Origin of the sequence: Streptomyces sp. RLB3-17 (assembly GCF_007113425.2) — a bacterium.
GTDB lineage: Bacteria > Actinomycetota > Actinomycetes > Streptomycetales > Streptomycetaceae > Streptomyces > Streptomyces mirabilis_D.
The window spans coordinates 10,870,030-10,893,428 of sequence record NZ_CP041610.2 but is presented as its reverse complement, the minus strand read 5'-3'; the positions used below and the strand labels follow the sequence as shown (position 1 = coordinate 10,893,428).

At 72.3% G+C, this 23,399-nt stretch carries 16 protein-coding genes and 1 pseudogene; 4 read left to right on the top strand and 13 right to left on the bottom strand.

Translation table 11 applies throughout. The features are described from left to right. Window positions 1–70: 70 nt before the first annotated feature. Complete coding sequence (locus FNV62_RS49025) at window positions 71–772, top strand: response regulator (protein ID WP_143604487.1); 702 nt, start codon at window positions 71–73, stop codon at window positions 770–772. A gap of 83 nt (window positions 773–855) precedes the next feature. Here the strand turns inward: FNV62_RS49025 and FNV62_RS49020 are convergent, their stop codons facing one another. The 4 genes and pseudogenes from FNV62_RS49020 to FNV62_RS49005 all read right to left on the bottom strand — a co-directional run bounded on the left by FNV62_RS49020 (window position 856) and on the right by FNV62_RS49005 (window position 6,832). Then, window positions 856–2,628: a GAF domain-containing protein gene (locus FNV62_RS49020; protein WP_164331879.1), complete on the bottom strand. Its 1,773-nt coding sequence runs from the start codon at window positions 2,626–2,628 to the stop codon at window positions 856–858. A 231-nt stretch (window positions 2,629–2,859) separates the two neighbouring features. Next, complete coding sequence (locus tag FNV62_RS49015) at window positions 2,860–3,369, bottom strand: flavodoxin domain-containing protein (protein WP_097288144.1); 510 nt, start codon at window positions 3,367–3,369, stop codon at window positions 2,860–2,862. 26 nt (window positions 3,370–3,395) lie between these two features. Further along, window positions 3,396–4,126 (bottom strand): annotated as a pseudogene (locus FNV62_RS49010) (CBS domain-containing protein). A 12-nt stretch (window positions 4,127–4,138) separates the two neighbouring features. Continuing rightward, a complete protein-coding gene (locus FNV62_RS49005) occupies window positions 4,139–6,832 on the bottom strand; it encodes a bifunctional GNAT family N-acetyltransferase/acetate--CoA ligase family protein (protein WP_143629855.1) in 2,694 nt (897 codons plus the stop codon). A 170-nt stretch (window positions 6,833–7,002) separates the two neighbouring features. On the opposite strand from FNV62_RS49005, the gene FNV62_RS49000 reads away from it, so the two are divergent. Further along, window positions 7,003–7,734, top strand: coding sequence for a universal stress protein (locus FNV62_RS49000; protein ID WP_143629853.1), 732 nt, complete (start codon window positions 7,003–7,005; stop codon window positions 7,732–7,734). Between the two features lie 15 nt (window positions 7,735–7,749). Here FNV62_RS49000 and FNV62_RS48995 read toward each other — a convergent pair whose 3' ends face one another. From FNV62_RS48995 to FNV62_RS48980, 4 genes are read right to left on the bottom strand one after another with little or no spacing between them, the layout of a single operon-like run. Next, window positions 7,750–10,128 (bottom strand): glycoside hydrolase family 65 protein, encoded by a 2,379-nt coding sequence (locus FNV62_RS48995; RefSeq protein WP_143629851.1) that lies wholly within the window; start codon window positions 10,126–10,128, stop codon window positions 7,750–7,752. Window positions 10,129–10,130: 2 nt separating this feature from the next. Then, the gene (locus tag FNV62_RS48990; protein ID WP_097288139.1) at window positions 10,131–10,874 is read right to left on the bottom strand and encodes an HAD family hydrolase; all 744 of its coding nucleotides are present in this window, start codon (window positions 10,872–10,874) and stop codon (window positions 10,131–10,133) included. Continuing rightward, window positions 10,871–11,887 carry a type I glyceraldehyde-3-phosphate dehydrogenase gene (gene gap / locus FNV62_RS48985; protein WP_143629849.1) on the bottom strand — a complete coding sequence of 339 codons (1,017 nt, stop codon included), beginning with the start codon at window positions 11,885–11,887 and terminating at the stop codon, window positions 10,871–10,873. The genes FNV62_RS48990 and gap overlap by 4 nt, the downstream gene beginning before the upstream one ends. Before the next feature lie 53 nt (window positions 11,888–11,940). Further along, window positions 11,941–14,340 (bottom strand): phosphoketolase, encoded by a 2,400-nt coding sequence (locus tag FNV62_RS48980; protein ID WP_143604482.1) that lies wholly within the window; start codon window positions 14,338–14,340, stop codon window positions 11,941–11,943. An 85-nt stretch (window positions 14,341–14,425) separates the two neighbouring features. Here FNV62_RS48980 and ppk2 point away from each other — a divergent pair, with 85 nt between their 5' ends. Continuing rightward, on the top strand, window positions 14,426–15,229 hold the full coding sequence (gene ppk2 / locus FNV62_RS48975) for a polyphosphate kinase 2 (protein WP_143629847.1): 804 nt from the start codon (window positions 14,426–14,428) through the stop codon (window positions 15,227–15,229). Window positions 15,230–15,234: 5 nt separating this feature from the next. On the opposite strand, the gene FNV62_RS48970 is transcribed toward ppk2, so the two are convergent. From FNV62_RS48970 to FNV62_RS48955, 4 genes are all read right to left on the bottom strand, one after another. Then, complete coding sequence (locus FNV62_RS48970; protein WP_143610568.1) at window positions 15,235–16,116, bottom strand: universal stress protein; 882 nt, start codon at window positions 16,114–16,116, stop codon at window positions 15,235–15,237. 5 nt (window positions 16,117–16,121) lie between these two features. Then, window positions 16,122–17,144 (bottom strand): zinc-dependent alcohol dehydrogenase, encoded by a 1,023-nt coding sequence (locus tag FNV62_RS48965; protein ID WP_054232064.1) that lies wholly within the window; start codon window positions 17,142–17,144, stop codon window positions 16,122–16,124. 70 nt (window positions 17,145–17,214) lie between these two features. Further along, entirely contained in the window at window positions 17,215–18,096 is an 882-nt protein-coding gene (locus tag FNV62_RS48960; RefSeq protein ID WP_097288134.1) for a universal stress protein, read from the bottom strand. A gap of 169 nt (window positions 18,097–18,265) precedes the next feature. Beyond that, on the bottom strand, window positions 18,266–18,895 hold the full coding sequence (locus FNV62_RS48955) for a hypothetical protein (RefSeq protein ID WP_054232066.1): 630 nt from the start codon (window positions 18,893–18,895) through the stop codon (window positions 18,266–18,268). Between the two features lie 331 nt (window positions 18,896–19,226). Between FNV62_RS48955 and FNV62_RS48950 the strand changes: the two genes are divergently transcribed. Beyond that, a complete protein-coding gene (locus tag FNV62_RS48950; RefSeq protein ID WP_143629845.1) occupies window positions 19,227–21,557 on the top strand; it encodes a heavy metal translocating P-type ATPase in 2,331 nt (776 codons plus the stop codon). Here the strand turns inward: FNV62_RS48950 and FNV62_RS48945 are convergent. Then, window positions 21,536–23,275: a SulP family inorganic anion transporter gene (locus tag FNV62_RS48945; protein ID WP_143629843.1), complete on the bottom strand. Its 1,740-nt coding sequence runs from the start codon at window positions 23,273–23,275 to the stop codon at window positions 21,536–21,538. The two genes, FNV62_RS48950 and FNV62_RS48945, sit on opposite strands and share 22 nt — an antisense overlap. Between the last annotated feature and the right edge of the window lie 124 nt (window positions 23,276–23,399).

Here is a 23,399-nt window from a genome sequence, read left to right as displayed (position 1 = left end):
AGCGTGATGATCGTCGTCACAACCCGCTCGTGGTCCGCAGTCCACCACTGAAACTGAACAAGGGGTCGTCATGGCCGAGGCGCGCACCTTCACGGAACAGAACCCCATCCGGGTCTTCCTGCTGGACGACCACGAGGTGGTGCGCCGCGGTCTTGCCGATCTCCTGGAAGCCGAGCCGGACATCTCGGTGGTCGGGGACGCGGGCAGCGTCGAGCACGCGCTGGTGCGCGGCCCGGCGCTGCGGCCCGACGTGGCCGTCCTGGACGTACGCCTGCCGGACGGCGACGGGATCAGCGTCTGCCGGGAGCTGCGCAGCCAGATGCCGGAGCTGGCCTGTCTGATGCTGACGTCGTTCGACGACGAGGAGGCCCTGCTCGACGCGATCATGGCCGGAGCCTCGGGGTACGTGCTCAAGCAGATCAAGGGCTCCGACCTGGTCGCGGCGGTGCGCACCGTGGCTTCCGGCCAGTCGATGCTGGACCCCACGACGACGGCCCGGCTCATGCGGTCCCTGCGCGCGGATCCCACCGAGGCCCCGGCACTCGCTCCCGAACTCGCCGGCCTCTCGCCCCGCGAGCGCGACATCCTCGCGCTGATCGGGGACGGGCTCACCAACCGTGAGATCGGCAAGAAGCTCTACCTGTCCGAGAAGACGGTGAAGAACCACATCTCCCGGCTGCTGGCCAAACTAGGCGTCCAGCGCAGGGTCCAGGCGGCGGTCCTGGCCAGCCAGTTGGAGCACCCCGACGCCGCCGACCACCGGACTCGCTGACCCCGGGAGCGCCCTTCAGGGGCGCGGTGACCTGCGCGACCAGCCCCCGTCACCCGCAGCCGACGGACACCGGACGCACAAGGTCACCGGCAGTCTCGGCCGTTCGCGGGACTGGGCCCCGGACCCGCGCTGGGTGCGCCCGCCGGTACCCGCCACACCAGCCGCGTGCCACCGCCCTCGGGCCGCTCGCCGAGCGTCAGTACGCCCCCGAGGGCGATGGCACGCTCCTCCATGTTCTTCAGCCCGCTGCGCCGTACGTCACCCGACACCCCGCAGCCGTCGTCCGTCACGGTGAGCGTCAACTCGCCCCCGGCGCACTGGAGTCGGACGTCGACGGCGTGCGCTCCGGAGTGCCGGGCCGCATTGCTCAGCGCTTCACCGAGCACCGCGACGGCGTGGTCGGCGACGTCCCCGGGAACATCGGTCTCGACGAGCCCCTCGATCCGCAGCGCGGGCGCGAACCCGAACGACGTGGTCGCGGCCGTGACCGCCTCGGAGACCCGGCCGCGCAGGCCGTTGCCCTCCCGGCCGGCCCCGCCGTGCGTCCGCAGGCCGAAGATCGTGGACCGGATGATCTTGATGGTGTCGTCGAGGTCGTCGACGGTCCGTGTCAGTCGCTCCATGCCCTCGGCATGCTCCATGAAGCGCTGGGCGCTCTGCAGTGTCATGCCGGCCGCGAAGAGCCGCTGGATGGCGAGGTCGTGCAGGTCCCGGGCGATGCGGTCGCGGTCCTGGAGCAGCGCGATCTGTTCCGCGTCCCGCCGTCGCTCGGCCAGCTCCAGTGCCAGTGCGGCCTGGTCGGCGAACCCGAGCAGTGGTCCGGTGTCCACATGCCCGAAGGGTGCGCCGCCCTGGACCCGCCCGAGCAGCAGCACGCCCCGAGCCTTCCCGCTGGTACCGAGCGGCACCGCCACGACGGGTCCGAGCTCGGCCCACTGGGCTTCGCCCTCGCCCGCACGGGCGTCGTGTGCGATGTCGGTGCTGACCACAGGCTCCGCGGAGCTCAGCGCGGCTCCGACGAAGCCGTCCCGGGCCGACATCACCAGGCCGCCGCGCTGCTCCGCGCCGAGCCCGACGGCCAGCGCGGGCCGCAGCGCCTCCTCGCCCGGTACGCCCTCCGCGATCATGCCCATGTCCGCGGAGACGATCTTCCGGGCCTCGTCGACGATGAGCTCCAGCACCTCCGCGCTCGGCGCGCCGGTGAGCAGGACGCTGGTGACTTTCCCGCTGGCCCGCTGCCAGCGTTCGCGAAGCCTGGTCTCCTCGTACAGCCGCGCGTTCTCGATGGCGACGCCGGCGGCCACGGCCAGCGTCGACAACACGGACTCGTCCTCCGCGTCGAACTCCCGCTCGTTCCGCTTCTCGGTGAGGTACAGGTTCCCGAAGACCTCGTCGCGCACCCGGATCGGTACGCCGAGAAAGGAGTGCATCGGCGGATGGTGGGCGGGGAAGCCGTACGACTCGGGGTGCTCGGAGAGCTCCGGCAGCCGCAGGGGCACCGGGTGCCGGATCAGCTCTCCGAGGAGCCCGTGCCCGCTGGGCAGCGCCCCGATCTCGGACCGCCGCTCCTCGTCGATGCCGACGGTGATGAACGCGGACAGCTTCCGGTCTCCGCCGATCACACCCAGGGCGCCGTACTCGGCGTCCACCAGGACCACCGCGGCCTCGACGATGCTGCGCAGCACCTGGGGCAGGTCCAGCTCCCGTCCGACGGACAGGACGGCCTCCAGCAGGCTGTGCAGGCGGTCCCGGGTGCCACGGACGGCGTCGATGCGTACCTGCAGCTCGCCCAGCAGTTCGTCGAGGCGGAGCTTGGGCAGATGCTGCTCGGATCCCCCACGCGTATCCGCGCCCATCGCTTCCTCCGGCCCATCAAGCGGACAAGGCCGCGCACCAGTTCGCCTGCGCTCACGGTACTGCCTGAGCGGCCTCGGCAGCACCACGCACTGCTCCGACGACGGGAATTGAACGTAGCTCAGCCCATCGGGCCGCCGTCGGGTTCCCGTCCGGTCGCGTCACGCTTCAGGTCGGCGTGAGGGCGCAACCGGAATGGTTCCGGTTGCGCCCGGTCCCGAAGCGGCACGGGTTCAATCCGACCGCAGCCCGGACGCCAGTTCGCTTCCGATGTCCGTGGCCCACGCCTCGATCCGCCCGAAGTCACGGAAGTCCCCGCCCTTCCCGGAGGAAACGATCTTCCGGGCGACGACTCCCTTGGCCCCTTCCTCCAGGCAGCCCCCGAACGTGACGTGCGCACGGACACCGAGCCGGGTCATGACCCGCCGCACACCGGGGACGGGCGGAATGTCCTTCTCGGTGGCCGAGGCGTCGAGCGGACCGCTGCTGAAGAACCACAGCGGACGCCCGACGAGCACACGGCCATGCCGACGGACGAAGCGGCGGGCGTCCTTGTGCCAGCGCCCCGCATACAGTCCACCGCCCACGACCACGGCGTCGTACGACTCGACGTCCGTCACCGAGTGAGCGGGCACCGCCTCGGTGGGCACGCCCCTCTTGCGCAGGACATCCGCGATGGTCTCCGCGATCCGCGCCGTCGATCCGTTCGTCGTCCCATAGGCGACAAGCACCTTGGTCGGCATGGCGGTACCCCTCCTCTCGGCCTGCTTCACAGCTTGCGCAGCCATTCCTCGGTGACACCGTGCAGAGCCGGCTCGTCGGGCCGCAGGTGCGAGTCGTCCAGTCGGTAGGTCAGCCTGTCGACCACCGCGACCACTCCGTCGATCCGGTCGGTCATGGAGGCGGCGATCTCCGCCTCGCTCCTGCGCTCCACATGGCCGGTCAGCGTGACGCCCCCTCGTACACAGCGACCTCGACGGTCGAGGGGCTCAACCACAGCGTGCGGACCAGCACCTCGTCGATCACCTCGCGGCGGATCACGTCGTCCGGCTGCAGGAAGACCTGGATCAGGTCGCGGCGGGTGACGATGCCGACGACCCGGTCCTCGTCGTCCACCACCGGCAGCCGCTCCACGCGACTGCGCGCCATGGTCCGGGCGGCCTCGGCGATGGTTTCGTCGGCGTGCACGGTGACCGGTGGCACGGACATCAGCTGTCCGGCTGTACGTGCGTGCCCCTTCGCGGCCTGCCGTCGGGCTCCGCGGGTCGGCCCGGTGAACCGGAAGCGGCGCGGCGTCTCGTAGGGATCAGGGACGCCCGCCTGCCGGACCATGAGGTCGGTCTCGGAGATCACACCAAGGACCTTGTCGTCCTCGTCGATCACGGGCAGCCCGCTGATGCGGTGCTCGGTGAGCAACCGTGCCACTTCCTTGAAGGGAGTGCCGTACCGGGCCGTGACGACCTCCGTGGCCATCACCGATCCGACCTTGTTCTGCCTCATGTCTGTTCCTCCTCAGCGCAGTCGGCGCAGATAGGGGTCCTGGGCGCGGCGCGGCAGCAGGCGGACGCGTGCGTCGAGCACGGTGACCGCGGCGGGTGTCGCCAGGACCGGGTTGAAGTCGGCCTCGGCGAGCTGCGGCAGGTCGCCCGCCATGCGGGACAGCCGCAGCAGGAGCTGTTCGAGGCCCTGGAGATCGGCCGGCCGGCTGCCGTGCGCGCCCAGCAGCAGGGGTGCACAGCGCGGCGTGGTGATCAGGTCGTGCACGTCGTGGTCGGTCAGCGGGGCGAGGCGGGCGGCGTGGTCGGCCAGCACCTCGGTCGCCGTACCGCCGAGCCCGAACAGCACCAGGGGGCCGAAGACGTCGTCCTGCGCCACGCCCGCGAACAGCTCGGTGCCGCGCGCGGCCAGCGGCTGGACGACGACTCCGGTCATGAGTCCGGCGAACCGGGTCTCGAAGTCCCGGAAGGCGGCGCGTACTTGGGCGTCGCCCTGGAGGTCGAGATGGATCGCGTGCTGTTCGGTCTTGTGGACCAGGCCGGGCCAGTGGGCCTTCATGACCACGCGGCCGTCGGCACCGCGCAGCCGTTCGGCGGCGATGACGGCGTCGTCCTCGGTCTCGGCCCAGGCCCACGGGAGTTGCGGTATGCCGTAGCAGGCGAGGAGTTCGGCGCAGGTGCGCGGGTCGAGCCAGCCACCGTCCGGATGGGCGGCGAGGTAGGTCTCGGCGACCGTGTGCGCCGAGGCCGTGTCGACCTCCACCAGCTCCGGGATCGTGCCCACGGGCCGGTTCAGCCAGGCCGCACGACGGGCGGCGTGCGCCAGGGCCCGTGCCGCCGCGACCGGTTCGGCGTACGAGGGGACGGCGCCGCCCTCCCCCGCGGGCAGCAGCTTGACCGGCAGGTCCTGCTCCAGGCGTACGACGGCGACGGGCCGTTCCCGCCGTCCGGGGCCTTCGGTGACGGCGCGGACCAGGTCGTCGCCGGTCGCCACGGCGATGGCGGTGGGGACGAGGGCCAGCAGCACGGTGTCGATGCCCGGGTACCGCAGGAGCCGGTCCACGCAGTCCCTGAGCTGGTCCTCCGTGACGGCCGCCGTGGCGTCGACGGGGTTGCCCACGGCCGCCCCTTCGGGCAGCACGGCGAGCAGGTCGTCGATCAGTTCGGGGGTGGGGGCGGGCAGGGTCAGCCCGGCCTCGGCGCACGCGTCCGCCGCGAGGACACCCGCACCGCCCGCGTTGGTGACGATCGCCACGCGGGTCCCGGCCGGGAGCGGCTGGGCGTGCAACAGGGCGGCGGTTTCGAGGAGTTCGCCCACCGAGCGGGTCGCGGTGATGCCCGCCTGGGTGAACAGCGCCTGTCGGGTCATGGTCCGGGTCGCGGCGGCCGCGGTGTGCGAGGCGGCGGCACGGCGACCGGCCTCGGTACGGCCCGCGTCGACCGTCAGAACGGGCATCCGGCGGGTCACCCGCCGGGCGGTGCGGGAGAACGCCCTCGGGTTGCCGAAGGACTCCAGGTGCAGCAGGGCCAGGTCGGTGCGACCGTCGCTCTCCCACCACTGGAGCATGTCATTGCCGCTGACGTCGTACTTGTCGCCGAGCGACACGAAGGACGAGACACCGATGCCGAGCCGGGACAGCCCGTCGAGCAGGGCGATGCCCACGCCACCCGACTGTACGGCGACACCCGCCGTACCGGGGCGCGGGTGGTCGGCCGCGAAGGTGGCGTCGAGGCGGAGCCTCGGGTCGGTGTTGGAGATGCCGAGGCAGTTGGGGCCGACCAGACGCATGCCGTAGGCACGGCACGCGGTCATGAGCGCCTCCGCCTGGTCGGGGTCGAGCCCGGACGTCACCACGAGCAGCGCCCGTACGCCGGCTTTGCCGCACTCCTCGGCCGTGGCGGGCAGGGCGTCCGCGGGTATGGCGAGGACCGCGAGATCAGGGACCTTGGGCAGCGAGCTGACCGACGGATAAGAAGGCACACCGAGGACCGAGGAGACGTGGGGGTTCACCGCGAAGAGCCGTCGGGTGAAGCCCCCCGCGTGCAGATGGTGCAGGAGAGCCCGCCCCACCGATCCGGGCCTGCGTCCGGCGCCGACCACGGCGACCGCGTCGGGGCGCAGCAGCGGTTCCAGGCTGGCCACGTCGGCGGCCCGGCCACGGGCCTCGACGGCCGCGAGATAGGTGTCGTCCTCGTCGAGCGCGATGGTGCAACGCACCTCCGGACCCTCGAACCGGCGTCCGGCACGCAGGCCCAGGTCGGTGAAGAGCCGCAGCACCTCGTAGTTCTCGCTGAGCGCGTCGGCGGTGAACGTGGTGACGCCGTCCGCACGCGCGGCGGAGACGAGGTGTTCGACGAGGAGGGTGCCGACGCCCCGGTGGTGCAGCCCATCGGCCACGGCGATCGACATCTCGGCCGTCTCGGGGTCGTCGACGGTCTCGTACTCGGCCAGGCCGATCACCCGGCCCTGCGTCTCGGCGAGCAGCGCCCGGTAGCCGGGGCGGGCCGGCGCCGCGGCCCGGTCGGCGGCCAGGTCGGCGGAGCGGCGACTGGCTGCGAAGAACCGCAGCCGGAGGTGCTCCGGTGACATCTCCTCGTAGAGCCCTCGCAGCTGGTCGTGGTCACCGGGCCGCACGGACCGTATGCACACGGTGGTGCCGTCCGCGAGCAGGGCGTGCACGGTGGGGCGGTCACGCTCGTCGTCCGTCATCTCGGGCCTCCTCAAAACCTCTCGACCCTTCGAGCATCCAGCGGTGCGGGGCCCCGCCCCAGGGGCTGGTCGGGTGCGCCGCATGGGCCGGTCGGCCCCTGTCCCGTGGGCCGGTCCACGGCGGAGGGTGGACACCCTGGAATCCCGTACGCATGGAGGGACGAACTGCCATGACCGAGCCGATCGTTGTCGGGGTCGACGCCTCCGCGCCCAGCAGGGCGGCGGCCGAGTGGGCGGCGGGGGACGCGCGGCTGCGCGGACTGCCGTTGCGGGTCGTGCACATCGACGGGGCCGACCCGGCCGGAGGGGTCGCCGCGGCGCTGATCTCGCTGGCCTCGCGGGCCGGGTGCACCGTTCTCGGGCTGCGCGGCGAGGACGGTGTCCCGGGACCGGGCGTGGGTTCCGTGGCCCATGAGGTGGCGGCCCGCTCGGATCTGCCGGTGGTGCTGGTGCCGGGCGGCGGCCACGGCCGAAGGGGCGGCGAGTGGCGTACGAGCCAGGTGGTTCTGGGCATGGATGCCCGCGACCCGGTCAGCGCCGTCGTGGACTTCGCGTTCGACGCCGCCCGGCGCCGCGGTACCCGGCTGCACGCCGTGCACGCCTGGCGGCTGCCCGCCCGCGCCGAGCGGTGGATGCCGTACGCGCTGCCGGAGGAGGACCGGGGCGCATGGGAGGACCAGGAGGTGCAGCTGCTGTCGGATGCGCTGCGGCCGTGGCGGGAGAAGTATCCGCAGGTGCACGTCTACGAGGACGTCCGCCTGCAGAGCCCGTCGGCCGCCCTGGTCCAGGCGTCGGCCTCGGCGGAGCTCCTGGTGGTCGGCCGCGCGGGCCGGACGCTAGGCACCACTGTGCGGGACGTGCTGGAGCACACCGAGTGCCCGGTGGCCGTGGTGCCGCGCTGATGCGCAACCGTACGGTCACCGGTCAGGCAGGCTGAGGGAGCGGGATTCCCCGGGCGCCACGGACGCCGTGCGATCCGCGAGGGCGATGTTGATCGGGTCCTGGCCGGAAGCGGGCACGGCGATCCTCAACTCATCGGCTGTCAGACGCAGTTGTACCCCACGGTGGCCGCGGTAGCGGATCGCGAAGCCATACTCGGAGAACTCAGGGAGCGGCACCGGATCCAGCCGCAGTCGGCCGCCCCTGATCTCCAGACCGGTCAGGCAGCGCTGGACGAGATCGAGGGTGCCGGCCATGGCACCGAGGTGGATGCCCTCCCCCGTGGTGCCGCCCTGCAGATCGGCGACGTCCCCGGCCAGGGCCTCGTGCACGAACGTCCACGCCTCCGCGCGCCGCGCCCGCGCCAGCACCCACCCGTGCACCACGCTGCTCAGCGTCGAGCCGTGACTCGTGCGCCGCAGGTAGTGGTCGACGGTGCGCCGCCAGACGGTGTCGTCCACCTCGTGCCCCAGCCTGCGGAAGAGCCCGCCCAGCTCGGCGGGCGAGAAGAGGTAGCCCAGCATCAGGGCGTCCGCCTGTTTGGACGCCTGGTAGCGGTTGACGCTGTCGCCCTCGGCCTCCAGGATCCGGTCGAGCCGCCGGATGTCACCGTAGCGCCTCCGGTAGCCGTCCCAGTCCAGCTCCTCCAGTGCCCCGAAGCCCTCGAACTGGCTGATCACCCCGGCATGGAAGGGCACGTACAGCTTCCGGGAGACCTCCTGCCAGTTCTCGAGTTCGGCCGCGTCGAGGCCGGTGCGCTCGCAGAGGTCCCGGCGCGGCAGTTCGGGCAGGTCGTAGAGGACATCGAGGGTGCGGGCGATCACCCAGGCCGCGGTGACATTGGTGTACGCGTTGTCGTCGAGTCCCGGCCGCTCGGCGCCGGGGTAGGCGTCGTGGTACTCGTCGGGGCCGACGACGCCACGGATCCGGTACCGCCCGAGCGTCCCGTCGTACGCCGCGAGGCCGGCCCAGAAGCGGGCGATCTGCACGAGCATCTCGATGCCCTTGGTGTGCAGGAACTCGGTGTCGCCGCTCGCCTCGCAGTACTGCCACACGTTGTACGCGATCGCCGAGCCGACGTGGTGCTGGAGCCGCGAGTGGTCGGGCAGCCAGCGCCCCGAGCGCGGGTTGAGGTGCAGTTGCTGGGTCTCCTCCCTGCCGTCGCTGCCGCTCTGCCACGGGTACATCGCGCCCGTGTGCCCGGCGTCGACCGCGGCCCGGCAGGCCTGCTCGAGGCGGCGGTGGCGGTAGGTGAGCAGGGCGCGGGAGACTTCGGGGAAGTGCAGGTTGAGGTACGGCAGGACGAAGAGCTCGTCCCAGAAGACGTGTCCGCGGTAGGCCTCGCCGTGCAGACCGCGCGCCGGCACGCCGACGTCCAGCTCCGCGGTGTGCGGGGAGAGCGTCTGGAGCAGGTGGAAGAGGTGCAGCCGCAGCACCGGGCCCGCGCTGTTCGGCACGTCCAACTCGGCGTTGCGCCACAGCTGTTGCCAGGCCGTGCGATGGGAGTCCAGCAGGGTCACGAAGTCCGGAGCGCGGCCGACCCGGTCGAGGGCGGCGTGCGCCGGCTCCTCGACGGCCGGGTCGTGGGAGGTGTGCAGGGCGACGGTCTTGTCGACGGTGACCGTCCTGCCGTCGGCCAGGGAGAGCCGCAGCAGCCGAGCCGCCCGCGCGTCCTCGTGCGCGTCCACGGTCTGGGCGGGTACGTCGGTGACCGTGCGGGCCGCCAGGCCGATCCTGATGTCGGAGGCGCTGGTCCGGCACTCCAGCCAGATCGTGTCCGGCGCCGCGGTGCCGGTCCGGACGTCCGTGAGGTGTCGGGAGGCGAGGGAGCGGTAGCGCTCCACTCCGGTGTTGGCGACCCTCCCGTCGAGCGCCGTCTCGACCTCGATCTCCCCGGACCAGCCCTGAGCCGTCAACTCCGTGCGCAGCAGGGCCAGATGGGGATCGGCCATGTGGACTAGGCGCACCTGCCGTACGGCGAGGCACCGGCCCTGTTCGTCCTCGTAGCGCAGCGTGCGTTCCAGCGTGCCCGCGCGCAGGTCCAGGGTCTGGCGGTGGTCGAGGAGCTTGTGGGTGTCGGGCGTGAGCCAGCTCCCGGAGGCGGTGCGCACGCGAAGTGGCAGCCAGTTGGGGAGGTTGACCATGTCCTCGTTCTCGACCCGGCGTCCGGCCACCTCCGAGGTGAGGCGGTTGTAGCAACCCGCAGCGTACGTCCCCGGGTAGTGGACGGGGTCCGCCGCGCACTCGGGCGCCGCGCCCCGCGTGGCGAAGTAGCCGTTGCCGAGGGTGCACAGCGCCTCGCGCAGCCGCTCCCGCGCGGGCTCGTAGCCTTCGTACGCCCAGGTCCAGTCGGACATTCTCAGGCCTCCGTCTGTGTGAGCAGTTCCGCGAGGTCCTCGACCACCAGGTCCGCGCCGTGCTCCCTCAGAGCGGTCCGGGTGGCCGGGGTGCGGGCGCGGTCGACGCCCACGACGAGTCCGAATCCGCCGCGTCGCCCGGCCTCGACTCCGGCGAGGGCGTCCTCCACGACGGCGGCCTGTTCGGCGGGGACCCCGAGGCGGCGGGTCGCTTCCAGGAAGAGAGCGGGGTCGGGCTTGCCGGGCAGGCCGAGCCGGGCCGCCTCCCCTCCGTCCACCAGGGCGTCGAAGAGACCGCGCACTCCCGCCTGTTCGAGGAGTTCGCCCGCGTGCCGGGAGGCGGAGGCGGCGGCCAGCGGGATCCCGGCGGACCGCAGGGCACGCAGCAGGCGGACCGTGCCCGGGTAGGCGTCGACGCCCCCGGCACGCAACCGCTCGGTGAACAGCCGCTCCTTGTCGGCGGCGACGGCGCGGACCTCGGCGTCGGAGGGCCGCAGTCCCCGGGCTTCGAGGAAGGCCGCGGCGCCGTCGAGGCGTGACTTGCCGTCGACGTGGCGCAGATAGTCCTCGCGCGGGTCGAAGGGGCGCTCGCCGCGTGGGCTCAGAAAAGCGTCGAAGGCCGTCTTCCACGCGGCGGCGTGCAGTCGCGCGGAGTCCGTGATGACGCCGTCGGTGTCGAGGACCACGGCCCGCGTCCCCCGCAACGCGGGGGGTACGCGGACCGTGCCGCTCCGCTCCGAGTTCATCGGTCGTCGGCCACCAGTGCGGTGAGGTCGAGGAGCCGGTTGGTGTAGCCCCACTCGTTGTCGTACCAGCCGAAGACCTTCACCAGGGTGCCGTTGGCCTGGGTCAGGGCCGGGTCGAAGACGCAGGAGGAGGGATCGCCGATGACGTCCCGGGAGACGATCGGCGCCTTCGAGACGCGGAGGATGCCGTTCAGCGGTCCCGCCGACGCCTCGACGAAGGCGGTGTTGATCTCCTCTGCCGTCGCCGCCGTCCGCAGCACCACCGCGAGGTCGGTGAGCGAGCCGTCCTCGACGGGGACGCGCACCGCGATGCCGTCCAGGGCGCCGGCCAGTTCCGGTACCACCAGCCCGACCGCGCGGGCGGCTCCCGTGCTGGTCGGGATGATGCTGAGGGCCGCCGACCTGGCCCGGCGCAGGTCCTTGTGCGGGCCGTCCAGCAGGGACTGGTCGTTGGTGTAGCCGTGGATGGTGGTCATCACGCCGCGCTCGATGCCGAAGGCCTCGTGGAGCACCTTGACCATGGGCGCGACGCAGTTGGTGGTGCAGGAGGCGGCGGACACGATCCGGTCGTTGTGCGGGTCGTAGGTGTCGTCGTTGACCCCCATGACGATGGTGGCGTCCGCGTTCTTGCCGGGCGCCGAGAGCAGTACCGTGTGGGCGCCGCCCTTCAGGTGCAGGGCGGCGGCGTCGCGGTCACGGAAGCGGCCGGTGGACTCGATGACGATGTCCGCGCCGTGATCGGACCACTGCAGGGCCGCCGGGTCACGCTCGGCGGAGACGGCGATGCGCCGGCCGTCGACGGTGATCGAGCTGTCGTCGTGCAGGACCTCCCGCCCGATGTGCCCGAACGTCGAGTCGTACTCCAGCAGATGGGCCAGGGTGGCGGGCGGCGCGATGTCGTTGACGGCGACCACCTCGACGTCCTGGGTGCCGGCCTCCGCCCGGTCGAGTGCCGCGCGCAGATACGTGCGGCCGATGCGGCCGAAGCCGCTGATGCCGACGCGTACGGTCATGGCGATGAACTCCTTTGCGGGGTGGGGGATATCGCGGGGTGTGGGGTGGGTGATCAGCCGGTCCAGGTCCAGTCGGCGACCTCGGGCAGGTCGGTGCCGTGTTCGCGGATCCAGGCGTGGTGGCGGGTGCGGGCATCGGCCATCTGCTGGCGGACGGCGGCGGCGCGGACGCCGAGGCCGGGGACGCGGTCGATCACGTCCATGACGAGGCGGTAGCGGTCCATGTCGTTGCGGACGACCATGTCGAACGGAGTCGTGGTGGTGCCCATCTCCTTGTAGCCGCGTACGTGCAGGTTGGCGTGGCCGGCGCGGCGGTAGGCGAGCCGGTGGACCAGCCAGGGATAGCCGTGGTAGGCGAAGATCACCGGTTTGTCGGCGGTGAACAGCCCGTCGTACTCGAAGTCGCGCATCCCGTGCGGGTGTTCGTCGCGCGGCAGCAGCCGGGTCATGTCGACGACGTTGACGACGCGGACGGCGAGCTCCGGCAGATGGCGGCGGAGCAGGTCGGAGGCGGCCAGGATCTCCTGGGTGGGGACGTCACCCGCGCAGGCGAGGACGACGTCCGGTTCACGGTCCCCGTTCGCCGAGCCCGCCCACTCCCAGATCCCGGCGCCGCGGGCGCAGTGGTCGCGGGCCTGGTCCATGGAGAGCCAGTCGAAGCAGGGCTGCTTGCCCGCGACGACGACGTTGACGTAGTCGCGGCTGCGCAGCACGTGGTCCGCCACCGACAGCAGGGTGTTGGCGTCCGGCGGCAGATAGACCCGTACGACCTCGGGGCTCTTGTTGAGGACGTGGTCGACGAAGCCGGGGTCCTGGTGCGAGAAGCCGTTGTGGTCCTGGCGCCAGACGTGCGAGGTGAGCAGGTAGTTGAGGGACGCGATCGGGGCACGCCACGCCAGCTCCCTCGACGTCTTGAGCCACTTGATGTGCTGGTTGACCATCGAGTCGACGATGTGCACGAACGCCTCGTAGCAGGAGAACAGCCCGTGCCTGCCGGTCAGGGTGTAGCCCTCCAGCCAGCCCTGGCAGAGGTGTTCGGAGAGGACCTCCATGACCCGGCCGTGCCGGTCCAGGTGCTCGTCCACCTGGAGGGTCTGCGCCTGCCAGGCCTTGCCGGTGGCACCGAAGACGGCTCCCAGCCGGTTGGAGGCGGTCTCGTCGGGGCCCACCAGGCGGAAGTCCCGGCGGTGGGAGGTGTCCTTCATGACCTGTTCGAGGAGGTCGCCGAGGACCCGGGTGGGCTCGTGCAGGGTGGCGCCCGGCTTGTCGACGGGGACGGCGTAGCGGTCGAGGGAGGGGATCGGCAGATCACGGACCAGCAGGCCGCCGTTGGCGTGCGGGGTGGCGCCGAGTCGCTTCGAGCCGTCGGGCACCCAGGCGAGGACGTCGGCGACGGGGCGCCCCTCGGCGTCGAAGAGTTCCTCGGGACGGTACGAGCGCAGCCAGGTCTCCAACTGCCGCAGGTGTTCCGGGTTCTCACGGACCGCGGCCAGCGGTACCTGGTGGGCGCGCCAGGTGCCCTCGACGGGCACGCCGTCGACCTCCGCCGGTCCCGTCCAGCCCTTCGGGGTGCGCAGCACGATCATGGGCCAGCGGACCCGCTCGGGCACGCCGTCCTGGCGGGCGGTGCGTTGCATCAGCGCGATGCTGTCCAGGGCCCGGTCGAAGGCGGTCGCCAGCGCGCGGTGGACCTCGTGCGGGTCGTCGCCGGCGACGTGGATCGGGTCGTGGCCGTAGCCGCGCAGCAGTTCGTCGAGTTCGGCCTCCGGGATCCGGGACAGGACGGTCGGGTTGGCGATCTTGTAGCCGTTGAGGTGCAGGATCGGCAGCACGGCGCCGTCGTGGACCGGGTCGAGGAACTTGTTGGAGTGCCAGGACGCGGCCAGCGGCCCCGTCTCCGCCTCGCCGTCACCGATGACGCAGGCGACCAGCAGGTCCGGGTTGTCGAAGGCGGCCCCGTAGGCGTGCGCCAGCGAGTAGCCGAGCTCACCGCCCTCGTGGATCGAGCCCGGGGTCTCGGGCGCGACATGGCTGGGCACTCCGCCGGGGAACGAGAACTGCCGGAACAGCCGCTCCATGCCGGCCGCGTCCCGCGAGACGCTCGGATACGTCTCGCTGTAGGTCCCCTCCAGCCAGGAGTTGGCGAGGACCGCGGGCCCGCCGTGTCCTGGCCCCCACACACACAGCGCGTCCAGACCACGGGCCTTGATTACCCGGTTGAGGTGCGTGTGCACCAGGTTGAGGCCGGGTGAGGTGCCCCAGTGGCCGAGCAGCCGCGGCTTGATGTGCGCGGGGGTCAGGGGTTCGGTCAGCAGCGGGTTGGCGAGCAGGTAGATCTGGCCCACGGCAAGGTAGTTGGCGGCTCGCCAGTGGGCGTCCAGGGTGCGCAGTTCCTCGTCGGTCAGTACGGTGCTGTCCTGGTGTTCGACCTTGGGCGGTTCGGCCTTGGGCATGGTGACTCCGTAAGTCATCGAGGTGCGTCACGAGGCGTGTCGCAGGGCGTGGCATCGGTGGGCGTGATCGAGCGGAGGAGGCGGCATGGCCGGCGAGAAGACGGCGAAGGTGCCGGTTGCGGCGTACGAGCGGGAGCTGCTGCGCCTGCAGACGGAGCTGGTGAAGCTTCAGGAGTGGGTGCGTACCGAGGGCGCCCGGCTCGTGGTGGTCTTCGAGGGCCGGGACGCGGCGGGCAAGGGCGGCACGATCAAACGGGTGTCGGAGCTTCTCAACCCGCGCGTCGCACGGACCGTGGCGCTGCCCAAGCCGACCGAGCGCCAGCGCACCCAGTGGTACTTCCAGCGGTACGTCGAGCATCTGCCCGCCGCCGGGGAGATCGTGCTGTTCGACCGGAGCTGGTACAACCGCGCCGGCGTCGAGCAGGTCATGGGCTTCTGCACGAAGGAGGAGCACCAGCTCTTTCTTCGCCAGTGCCCGATCTTCGAACGGATGCTCGTCGAGGAGGGGATCCTGCTGCGCAAGTACTGGTTCTCGGTGAGCGACGCGGAGCAGCAGAAACGGTTCCGGCGCCGGCTGAAGGATCCGACGCGGCGCTGGAAGCTGTCGCCGATGGACCTGGAGTCGATCACCCGCTGGGAGGCGTACTCCCGGGCCAAGGACGAGATGCTGGTGCACACGGACGTCTCGGAGGCTCCGTGGTACATCGTGGAGAGCGACGACAAGCGTCGGGCCCGCCTGAACATGATCGCCCACCTGCTCGGCTCCGTTCCGTACCACGAGGTGAAGCCACCGGTTCTCGAACTGCCGCCCCGGCCGCCGTCGACGGGCTATGTGCGCCCGCCGCGCGACCTGCAGACGTACGTCCCCGACCACGCGGCGACCCTCTGAGTCGCTCATCCCCGTTGCGGTACGACGGCGACCGGGCAGGCGCTGTGGTGCAGGAGCGTGTGGGCGACCCGGCCGAGCTGGAGTCCGGCGAGTCCGTGGTGGCGCCGGACTCCGACGACCAGCAGGTCGGCGTCGTCCGAGGCGGCCAGCAGGATCCGGCGGGCGCTGCCCTCGGCGGTCCTGCGGTGCAGATCCACCGCGGGATGCGCGGCCGCGGCCTTGCTCAGCGCCGACTCCATGATCTCCGCGGCCCGCTGCTCGTGCAAACGGGCCGGTTCACCCTCGAGCAGAGGGTCGTCGGCGCTCTCGTACGCCGGGCAGCGCCAGGCCCGTACGGCGTCCAGGGTGGCCTTGCGGACCTCGGCCTCCTCGAAGGCGAACCGGGTGGCCGCCGTGCCGTGCGGTCCCTCGCCGACTCCGAGGACCACGCGCCGGTGCGTCCTGGCCCCTGCCCGGTTGTCCTGGTCGCCGCGCAGCACGACCACCGGGCAGGCGGCGCGGCCGGCGACCGTGAGGCTGACCGAGCCGAGCAGCAGTTCGGCGAGACCGCTGCGGCCGCGCGACCCGACGACCAGCGCGGCGGCGGTGTGCGCCTCGTTCAGCAGCACGCTCGCCGCGTCGTCGGGCAGGACGTCAGTGGTGACCTTCACCTCGGGGGCCCGGCTGTGGGCCCGTCGCGCGGCGGCCTCGACGACGTCGTCGGCCATCACCTGCTCCGCGGGCCTGCCGACGCCCTCGGCGAGCGCGGCGCCCTCGTAGCGCTCCCACAGCGAGGCGTACACCAGGCGCAGCGGTACGCCGCGCAGGGCGGCCTCGTCCGTCGCCCAGTCCACGGCGCGCAGGCTGGGCTCCGAGCCGTCGACGCCCACGACCAGGGGCAGCTCCACCGCACTCACCGTCCTTCACCGAAGTCGAAGACGATCCGGGCCTTGACCTGACCGTGCAGCACCGCGTCGATGGACTCGTTGACGGAGACGAGGGGCCGGGACTCACGGATGACCCGGGTGCGGCCCGCCGCGTGCAGCTCGAAGACCTCGGCCAGGTCCTGCCGGGTGCCCACGATCGAGCCGATCACCGACGTGCCGTTCAGTACGGTGTCGAAGATCGGGACCTGGATCGTCCCGTGCGCGGGCAGTGCCACCATCACGAGCTTCCCGCCGCGCCGGAGTCCTCCGTACACGGCGGCGAACGCGGCCTCGTTCACCGCGAGCGCGATCGCCGCGTGCGCGCCGCCGAACCGCTTGAGCACCTCGGCCGGGTCGTGCGTGCGGGCGTCGATGACGAAGTCGGCGCCGAGTTCCGAGGCGAGTTCGAGTTTCTCGTCGGTGACGTCGATCGCCGCCACCGTCGCCCCGGCGATCTTCGCGTACTGGACCGCCAGATGACCCAGTCCGCCGACGCCCGAGATCGCGACCAGCTGAGCGGGGCCGACACCGGCGACCTTGAGCGCCTTGTACGTCGTGACCCCGGCGCAGGTGAGCGGGGCGGCGTCGAGCGGGGAGATCCCGTCGGGCACCGGCTGGGCGAAGTCGGCCCGGGCGAGCATCTTCTCGGCGTAGCCGCCGTCGCACCCGTATCCGGTGTTGACCTGCTGCTCGCAGAGCGTCTCCCAGCCGGACAGGCAGTGCTCGCACCGTCCACAGGCCGAGCCGAGCCAGGGCACCGCGACACGCTGGCCGAGCGTGAGGTGCGTGACACCGTCGCCGAGCGCCTCGACGAGCCCCACGCCCTCGTGGCCGGGGACGAAGGGCGGGTTCGGCTTCACCGGCCAGTCGCCGTGCGCGGCGTGGATGTCGGTGTGGCACAGCCCGGAGGCCTCCACCCGGATGCGGACCTGGCCGGGGCCGGGCTCGGGGTCGGGGCGCTCCTCTATGACGAGGGGTTCACCGAACGCTCGTACGACTGCCGCTTTCATGGGGGTCTCTCCTCGGATGGTGAAGCGTGTCTGGTGGTGAGTCGTGCCGGGTGATCAGTCGTGCCGGGCGTCAGTCGTGCGGGACCACGGCGACGGGGGCGGTGGCGTGGTGCAGTACGGCGTGGGTGATGGGTCCGATGTGGGCGCCGAGCGGGGAACGGCGGATACGGCGGCCGACGACGACCAGGGAGGCCTCCGCGGAGGCGTCCACGAGGCGGTTGGCCGCCTTCCCGGACAGGGAGTCCTCGACGACGTCCACCGTCGGGAACTTCTGCCGCCACGGCCGTAGCACCTCGCTCACGGCGGCGGCCTCCTCCGCGCCGAGCCGGGCGTTCAGTTCCAGGTCCGGGGGCAGGCCGTACGCGATGTAGGGCGGCTCGTTCCAGCCGTGGACGACGCGCAGGGAGGCGCCGTGCAGGACGGCCGCCTCGAAGGCGAAGCCGATCAGGGTGTCGTCAGGAGCCCTGGTGTCGAGGCCGAGCACGACGGGCCGGGAGGGCGGGACGGTGGAGCCGGTGCCTGAGGTGTCTCCTTCGGCCCGTACGAGGACGACCGGACACTCGGCGTGCGCCACCACGGCCAGGCCGACGGAGCCGACCATGAATCCACCCACGCCGCTCAGGCCACGGGATCCGAGCACCAGCGGTTCGGCGTCCTTCGCGGCGTCGGTCAGTACCTCGGCCGGTCGGCCGGTGACGTGCTTGATGAGCACGTCGACCTCCGGGTGGGCCGCCCGCAGTTCCTCGGCCGCTTCACGCGGTATCCGCTCGCTCCAGTGCTGGTGGGTCTCGGGGCCGAGCAGCGGGGCCTGGGCGATCGGCTCCGGTACGGGCTCCCAGACGTTGACCAGCTTCAACGGCAGTCCGCGCAGCTTCGCCTCACGGGCCGCCCAGTCGGCGGCGGCACGACTCTCGGGCGAGCCGTCGAGACCTACGGTGACGGTGCGGGGCATGCTCTCCACCTCCTGAACCGGGACCGCGAGGACCCGGTTCCAGCGTCGTGTCGTGGGGGGTTCGCGGTGCAGGGGCCGCAGGTCCCCGGAAGGGGCCGATCGGCCCTATGGACCCGCGGGGCGGGCGTGGGAGGGCGGCCCTTTCCGGGTGCCGCCCTCCCTTCCGCGCTCAGCGCAGCCAGCCGTGGTCACGGACGACCGGCAGCTTGGCCCAGAGCTTGCCGACGCCCAGGGTGTCGCCGGCGGCGGCCAGTGCCAGCGCGATGAGGACGACGGCGTAGACGAGGTGGTAGTCCGCGAACGGGTTGGTGGACATGCTCGCCGTGCCGTCGGACAGGTGCTTGGCGGGCGGCCACTCGGCGACCCACATCAGCGCCATCATCGCGGTGCCCGCCACCGCGGCCAGGCGCAGCGCGATCCCGCCGATCAGGGCGAGCCCGATGCCGAGGAGTCCGGCCATGAACAGCCAGTCCGCCCAGGTGTCGCCCGCCCAGGAGTGGAAGGTGGACTCCATCGGCCCTGCGGCGACGCCGCTGAGGAAGCCCTTGGTCGGCGAACCGCCGTCGATCCAGCCCTTGCCGGAGGGGGTGGCGTAGCCGAACCCGAAGGTCTTGTCGAGGAAGGCCCACAGGAAGACGAATCCGGTCAGCAGACGCAGCGAGGCGAAGGAGTAGGCCCGCAGGGTGTGCGTGTCGGTGCTCGCCGACACGGCGGACTCAGAGGTGGACGCGGCCCGGTTCCTGCGGAAGGACGGCAGGTGGAACCCCGGGCTCCGGTGAGGGTGCTCGTGCACGGCCATGGTGGTGATCCCTTCGGGGAATCGGAGAGTGTCGGACCAGTGCCCGACAGCGACCACTCTGGTGGCGCGGGACGGGCGGCACCGGGTGCCGAAGGGCCGCGACCGGGGGGCCGAACGGCCCTGCCTGCGGGGGCTGTTGGGCTTGCCGTACGGGATCTCGGCGGCACTGGGCGCGCAAGCGGCCCCTGGCAGTCGCCCCACGTCGTGGCTCACCTGTCCGCACGGTCGCGCGGACGGGGGCCGTTCGTCCCCTGCCGAACGTGCGGTCTCAGCGGTGTGATGGAGAGGGAGGGCATCAGCAAGCACCCGCCGCGAGATTCGAGGGCACACCATGGACCGGCGCATCCCGTGGGAACTGTTCCGCCGCCCCGCCACCCTGCTCTCCGGCCGACGCTTCGAACCATTGCTGCTGGCGGCCACCGCCGGCGCCCTGACCGCCGGTGGCATCGCCTGGCTCGCCGGTGCGCCCGACATCGCCGACCTGTGCTGGGGTCTGGGCACCGTGATCGCTGTCGTGCCCGCCGTCATCTGGGTACTGGCCGCGCTGCAACGGGGACACGCTGGCGTGGATCTCATCGCGGTCCTGGCACTCGGCGGGACCCTGGCGGTGCGGGAGTACCTGGCCGGGGCACTGATCGCGCTCATGCTGGCCTCCGGACGGACTCTGGAGGCCGCGGCCCAGCGGCGCGCCTCGCACGATCTGCGCGCGCTGCTGGAACATGCGCCGCGCTCCGCCCGCGTCCGGACCCTCGACGTGGTCAGGGAGGTGTCTCTCGCCGAGGTCGCGCTCGGTGACCTGGTGGTCGTCGGTCCGGGCGAGGTGGTCCCGGTCGACGGTCGGGTCGTCGGCGCCACGGCCGTGCTCGACGAGTCGGTGCTCACCGGGGAGACCCAGCAGGTCGAGCGTGCCGACGGCGAGCGGGTGCGCAGCGGAGTGGTCAACGCGGGCGGCGCGTTCGAGCTGCGGGCCACCGCCACCGAGCAGGACAGCACCTATGCGGAGATCGTCCGGCTGGCGCAGCAGGCCGGTGCCGAGTCCGCGCCCGTGGTCCGGCTCGCGGACCGGTACGCCGCCTGGTTCCTGCCGCTGTCGGTGGCTGTGGCGGGCCTGGCCTGGTGGGTCAGCGGTTCCGCGGTGCGGGCCGTCGCGGTCCTGGTGGTCGCCACCCCGTGCCCGCTGCTGCTCGCCGCGCCCGTGGCGATCGTCTCCGGCCTGTCCCGGGCCTCCCGCTACGGCGTGGTCGTCCGCGACGGCGGCGCCCTGGAGAGCCTCGGCCGGGCCCACACCCTGCTGTTGGACAAGACCGGCACCCTGACGTCCGGCCGCCCACGGGTGCTCGACGTCGTCGCCGCACCGGGCCGGAAGCCGTCGGAGGTCCTGCGGCTGGCGGCCTCGCTCGATCAGCTCTCACCGCACGTCCTGGCTCATGCCCTGGTCGACGCCGCCCAGGCGCGGGGTCTGGAACTCTCCATGCCCGTGGACGTCACCGAGGAGCCCGGCCTGGGGGCCACCGGCACCGTCGAGGGCCACCACCTCGCCGTCGGCCGCCACGGCGTCGGCGCGGGGGACCCGACCTGGGCACGCGCCGTCGACAACCGTGCCGTGCTCGACGGCGCGGCCGTCGCCTGGCTGACCGCCGACGGCCGCCTCGCCGGCGCCGTACTGCTGCGCGACCCACTGCGCCCCGACGCTCCCCGGACCCTGCGCCGACTGCGCGCGGCGGGCATCCGACGGCTGGTGATGCTCACCGGCGACCGCACGGAACCCGCCCGCGAAGTGGCCATGGTGCTCGGCCTCGACGCCGTCCACGCCCACCTCACCCCCGCCGACAAGGTCGCGGCCGTACGCGCCGAACGCGCCCGCGCCGTGACCGTCATGGTCGGTGACGGCGTCAACGACGCCCCCGCCCTCGCCGCCGCGGACATCGGCGTCGCCATGGGGGCCCGCGGCTCCAGCGCCTCCGCCCAAGCCGCGGACATCGTGCTGACCACCGATCGGGTGGAGCGCCTCGCCGACGCCGTCACCATCGCCGTACGGGCCCGGCGCATCGCGGTGCAGAGCGCGCTCGGCGGCATGCTGATGTCGCTCGCCGCGATGGCCGTGGCCGCCTTGGGCATGCTGCCGCCGGCCCCTGGTGCACTGCTCCAGGAGGGCATCGACGTCGCCGTCATCCTCAACGCGCTGCGCGCCCTGCGCGCCGGCCGGAAGAGCCGGCCTGCCCTGGAGCCCACCACGGAGGCCCTCATCCACCGCTTCGCCGCCGAGCACGACGACCTGCAGGAGGTCCTCGAAGCCGTACGAGGCGCCGCCGACCAGCTCTCGAACACTCCAGGGCCCGCGGCCCTCGCATCGGTACACGAGGTGCACCGCCTGCTCACCGAGCAGCTGCTGCCCCACGAGTACGCCGAAGAGCACCAGCTCTACCCGGCCCTCGCCTCCTCGCTCGGAGGCCCCGAGACCACCGCCACCATGAGCCGCGCCCACGCAGAGATCGAGCGCCTCGCCGGACGCATAGCCACGCACCTCGCGCTCAGCGGGACCGACGGCGCACCGCGCCCCGAACAACTCGACGACCTGCGCGCCTGTCTGTACGGCCTGCACAGCGTGCTGCGCCTGCACTTCACGCAGGAGGAGGAGAACTACTTCTCCCTCGCCCCGTGACGGCCGCCGCGTCGGAGCCACTCCCGGTACGCGGCCCGGGCCGTGGGCAGGGTCGGGAAGATCCGGTCGGTGCCGATGGCCTCGGTCAGCCCGAAGGCGTCGAGGTCGTCGCGCAGGTCCTGCTTGACTCGGGCGAGCGCGAAGACGATGTGACGCTGTTCGAGGTCCTGGCGCAGGGCGTCGACCGCGTCGAGCGCGGTGATGTCCACCTCGACGATGGCCTCGGTGTTGAGGACGAACCAGTCGACAGCACCTTCGTGTCGGTCGACGGCCGCCAGCGCCCGCCGTTTGAAGTCCTCGGCATTGGCGAAGAACAGGGGCGAGTCGTAGCGGTAGACAAGCAGTCCGGGGACCGTGCGGGCCTGCGGATAGTCGTCCACGTCGTGCATCCCGGCCAGGCCCGGCACCAGACCCTCGACCGCGTCGTGCGGGCGGGCCACCCGGGTGAGCAGCTCCGCGACGGACAGCCCGACCGCCACGAGCACGCCGTACAGGATGTCCAGGGTCAGCACTCCGACCAGACAGCCCAAGGCCAGTAGCAACTCCCGGCGCCGGAAGGCGGCCAGCCGCCGGAACCCGGCCAGATCCATCATGCGGACCCCGGCATAGACGACCAGGGCACCCAGCACGGTCGACGGCGTGTGCGCGAGGAGCGGGCTGAGGAACAGCAGCACGGCGAGGACCACCGCGCCCGCGACGAGCGAGTAGGCCTGGCTGCGGCCCCCTGCCGAGTGCGCGAGCGCGGTACGACTGGCGCTGCTGCTCACCGGGAAGCCGTGCAGCACGCCCGCGCCCAGGTTCGCGGCCCCCAGAGCCGACAGCTCCTGGTTGGGGTCGAGTTCGTCGCCGCGAGACGCGAAGGCGCGCGCGGTGAGGATGACGTCGGTGTAACCGACCAGGAGCACGCCGATCGCCGGCAGTACCAGTTGCGGCAGGTCGCCCGGCGTCGGCAGGCCAGGGCGGGGCAGCCCGGCCGGTACCGCGCCGATGACGGCGATGCCGTGGTCCTCCAGGCCGAAGACCGCGACGGCCGCCGTGCCGAGCACCAGGGCCAGCAAAGGGCCCGGGATACGGGGGAAGAACCGCGCGACCGCGAAGAGGAAGGCGATCGCCGCCGCGGAGAAGATCACCGTGGCGGGATGGGCCTCTCCCAGGTTCCTCACGAAGGAGAGCAACTGAGGAAAGAACTCGGATCCCGAGGTGCGGACACCGGTCAGTTTGGGGAGCTGGTCGACGATGATGATGAGCGCCACGCCCGTGAGGTAGCCGACCAGGATCGGCCGTGACAAAAGGTCGGCGAGGAAGCCCAGTCGCGCCACCCACGCCACCAGGAACATCGCCCCGACCACGACCGCGAGCCCGGCGGCGAGCTCGGCGTACCGGTCCGGGGCGCCCGCGGCGAGTGGCCCCACCACGGTGGCGGTCATCAGTGCGGTGGTCGACTCGGGCCCGACGGACAGCAGTCGTGACGAACCCAGCAGGGAATACAGCAGCAGGGAGGGAAGGATCGCCCACAACCCCGCGACCGGCGGGAGTCCCGCGAGGCCCGCATAGGCCATGACCTGCGGAACGAGATAGGCCGCGACGGTCACACCGGCGAGCAGGTCGCCGCGCAGCCACGAACGGTGGTAGCCGGCCAGTACGGCGAGTCCTGGAGCCACCCGCCGCACGAGACCGCGTCGGTCTTCCCCGGCGGCAGCATCCGGGCGCTCGGACATGGGGCTCCCTTCGTCACCCCCTTCAGCATCGCCCCACGGGCGTCCAGCCGCGAGGGCCGGTCGGCCCTCGCGGCTGGACGACTCGGGGGCGGGAGGACTCGGAAGGGGCCCAGGAGGGCCGGGT

Excerpts from the sequence above, each read along its gene's own strand:
- FNV62_RS49025 (WP_143604487.1), top strand. The coding sequence starts at position 71 with ATGGCCGAGGCGCGCACCTTCACGGAACAGAACCCCATCCGGGTCTTC.
- FNV62_RS49020 (WP_164331879.1), bottom strand. The coding sequence starts at position 2,628 with ATGGGCGCGGATACGCGTGGGGGATCCGAGCAGCATCTGCCCAAGCTC.
- FNV62_RS49015 (WP_097288144.1), bottom strand. The coding sequence starts at position 3,369 with ATGCCGACCAAGGTGCTTGTCGCCTATGGGACGACGAACGGATCGACG.
- FNV62_RS49005 (WP_143629855.1), bottom strand. The coding sequence starts at position 6,832 with ATGACGGACGACGAGCGTGACCGCCCCACCGTGCACGCCCTGCTCGCG.
- FNV62_RS49000 (WP_143629853.1), top strand. The coding sequence starts at position 7,003 with ATGACCGAGCCGATCGTTGTCGGGGTCGACGCCTCCGCGCCCAGCAGG.
- FNV62_RS48995 (WP_143629851.1), bottom strand. The coding sequence starts at position 10,128 with ATGTCCGACTGGACCTGGGCGTACGAAGGCTACGAGCCCGCGCGGGAG.
- FNV62_RS48990 (WP_097288139.1), bottom strand. The coding sequence starts at position 10,874 with ATGAACTCGGAGCGGAGCGGCACGGTCCGCGTACCCCCCGCGTTGCGG.
- gap (WP_143629849.1), bottom strand. The coding sequence starts at position 11,887 with ATGACCGTACGCGTCGGCATCAGCGGCTTCGGCCGCATCGGCCGCACG.
- FNV62_RS48980 (WP_143604482.1), bottom strand. The coding sequence starts at position 14,340 with ATGCCCAAGGCCGAACCGCCCAAGGTCGAACACCAGGACAGCACCGTA.
- ppk2 (WP_143629847.1), top strand. The coding sequence starts at position 14,426 with ATGGCCGGCGAGAAGACGGCGAAGGTGCCGGTTGCGGCGTACGAGCGG.
- FNV62_RS48965 (WP_054232064.1), bottom strand. The coding sequence starts at position 17,144 with ATGAAAGCGGCAGTCGTACGAGCGTTCGGTGAACCCCTCGTCATAGAG.
- FNV62_RS48960 (WP_097288134.1), bottom strand. The coding sequence starts at position 18,096 with ATGCCCCGCACCGTCACCGTAGGTCTCGACGGCTCGCCCGAGAGTCGT.
- FNV62_RS48955 (WP_054232066.1), bottom strand. The coding sequence starts at position 18,895 with ATGGCCGTGCACGAGCACCCTCACCGGAGCCCGGGGTTCCACCTGCCG.
- FNV62_RS48950 (WP_143629845.1), top strand. The coding sequence starts at position 19,227 with ATGGACCGGCGCATCCCGTGGGAACTGTTCCGCCGCCCCGCCACCCTG.
- FNV62_RS48945 (WP_143629843.1), bottom strand. The coding sequence starts at position 23,275 with ATGTCCGAGCGCCCGGATGCTGCCGCCGGGGAAGACCGACGCGGTCTC.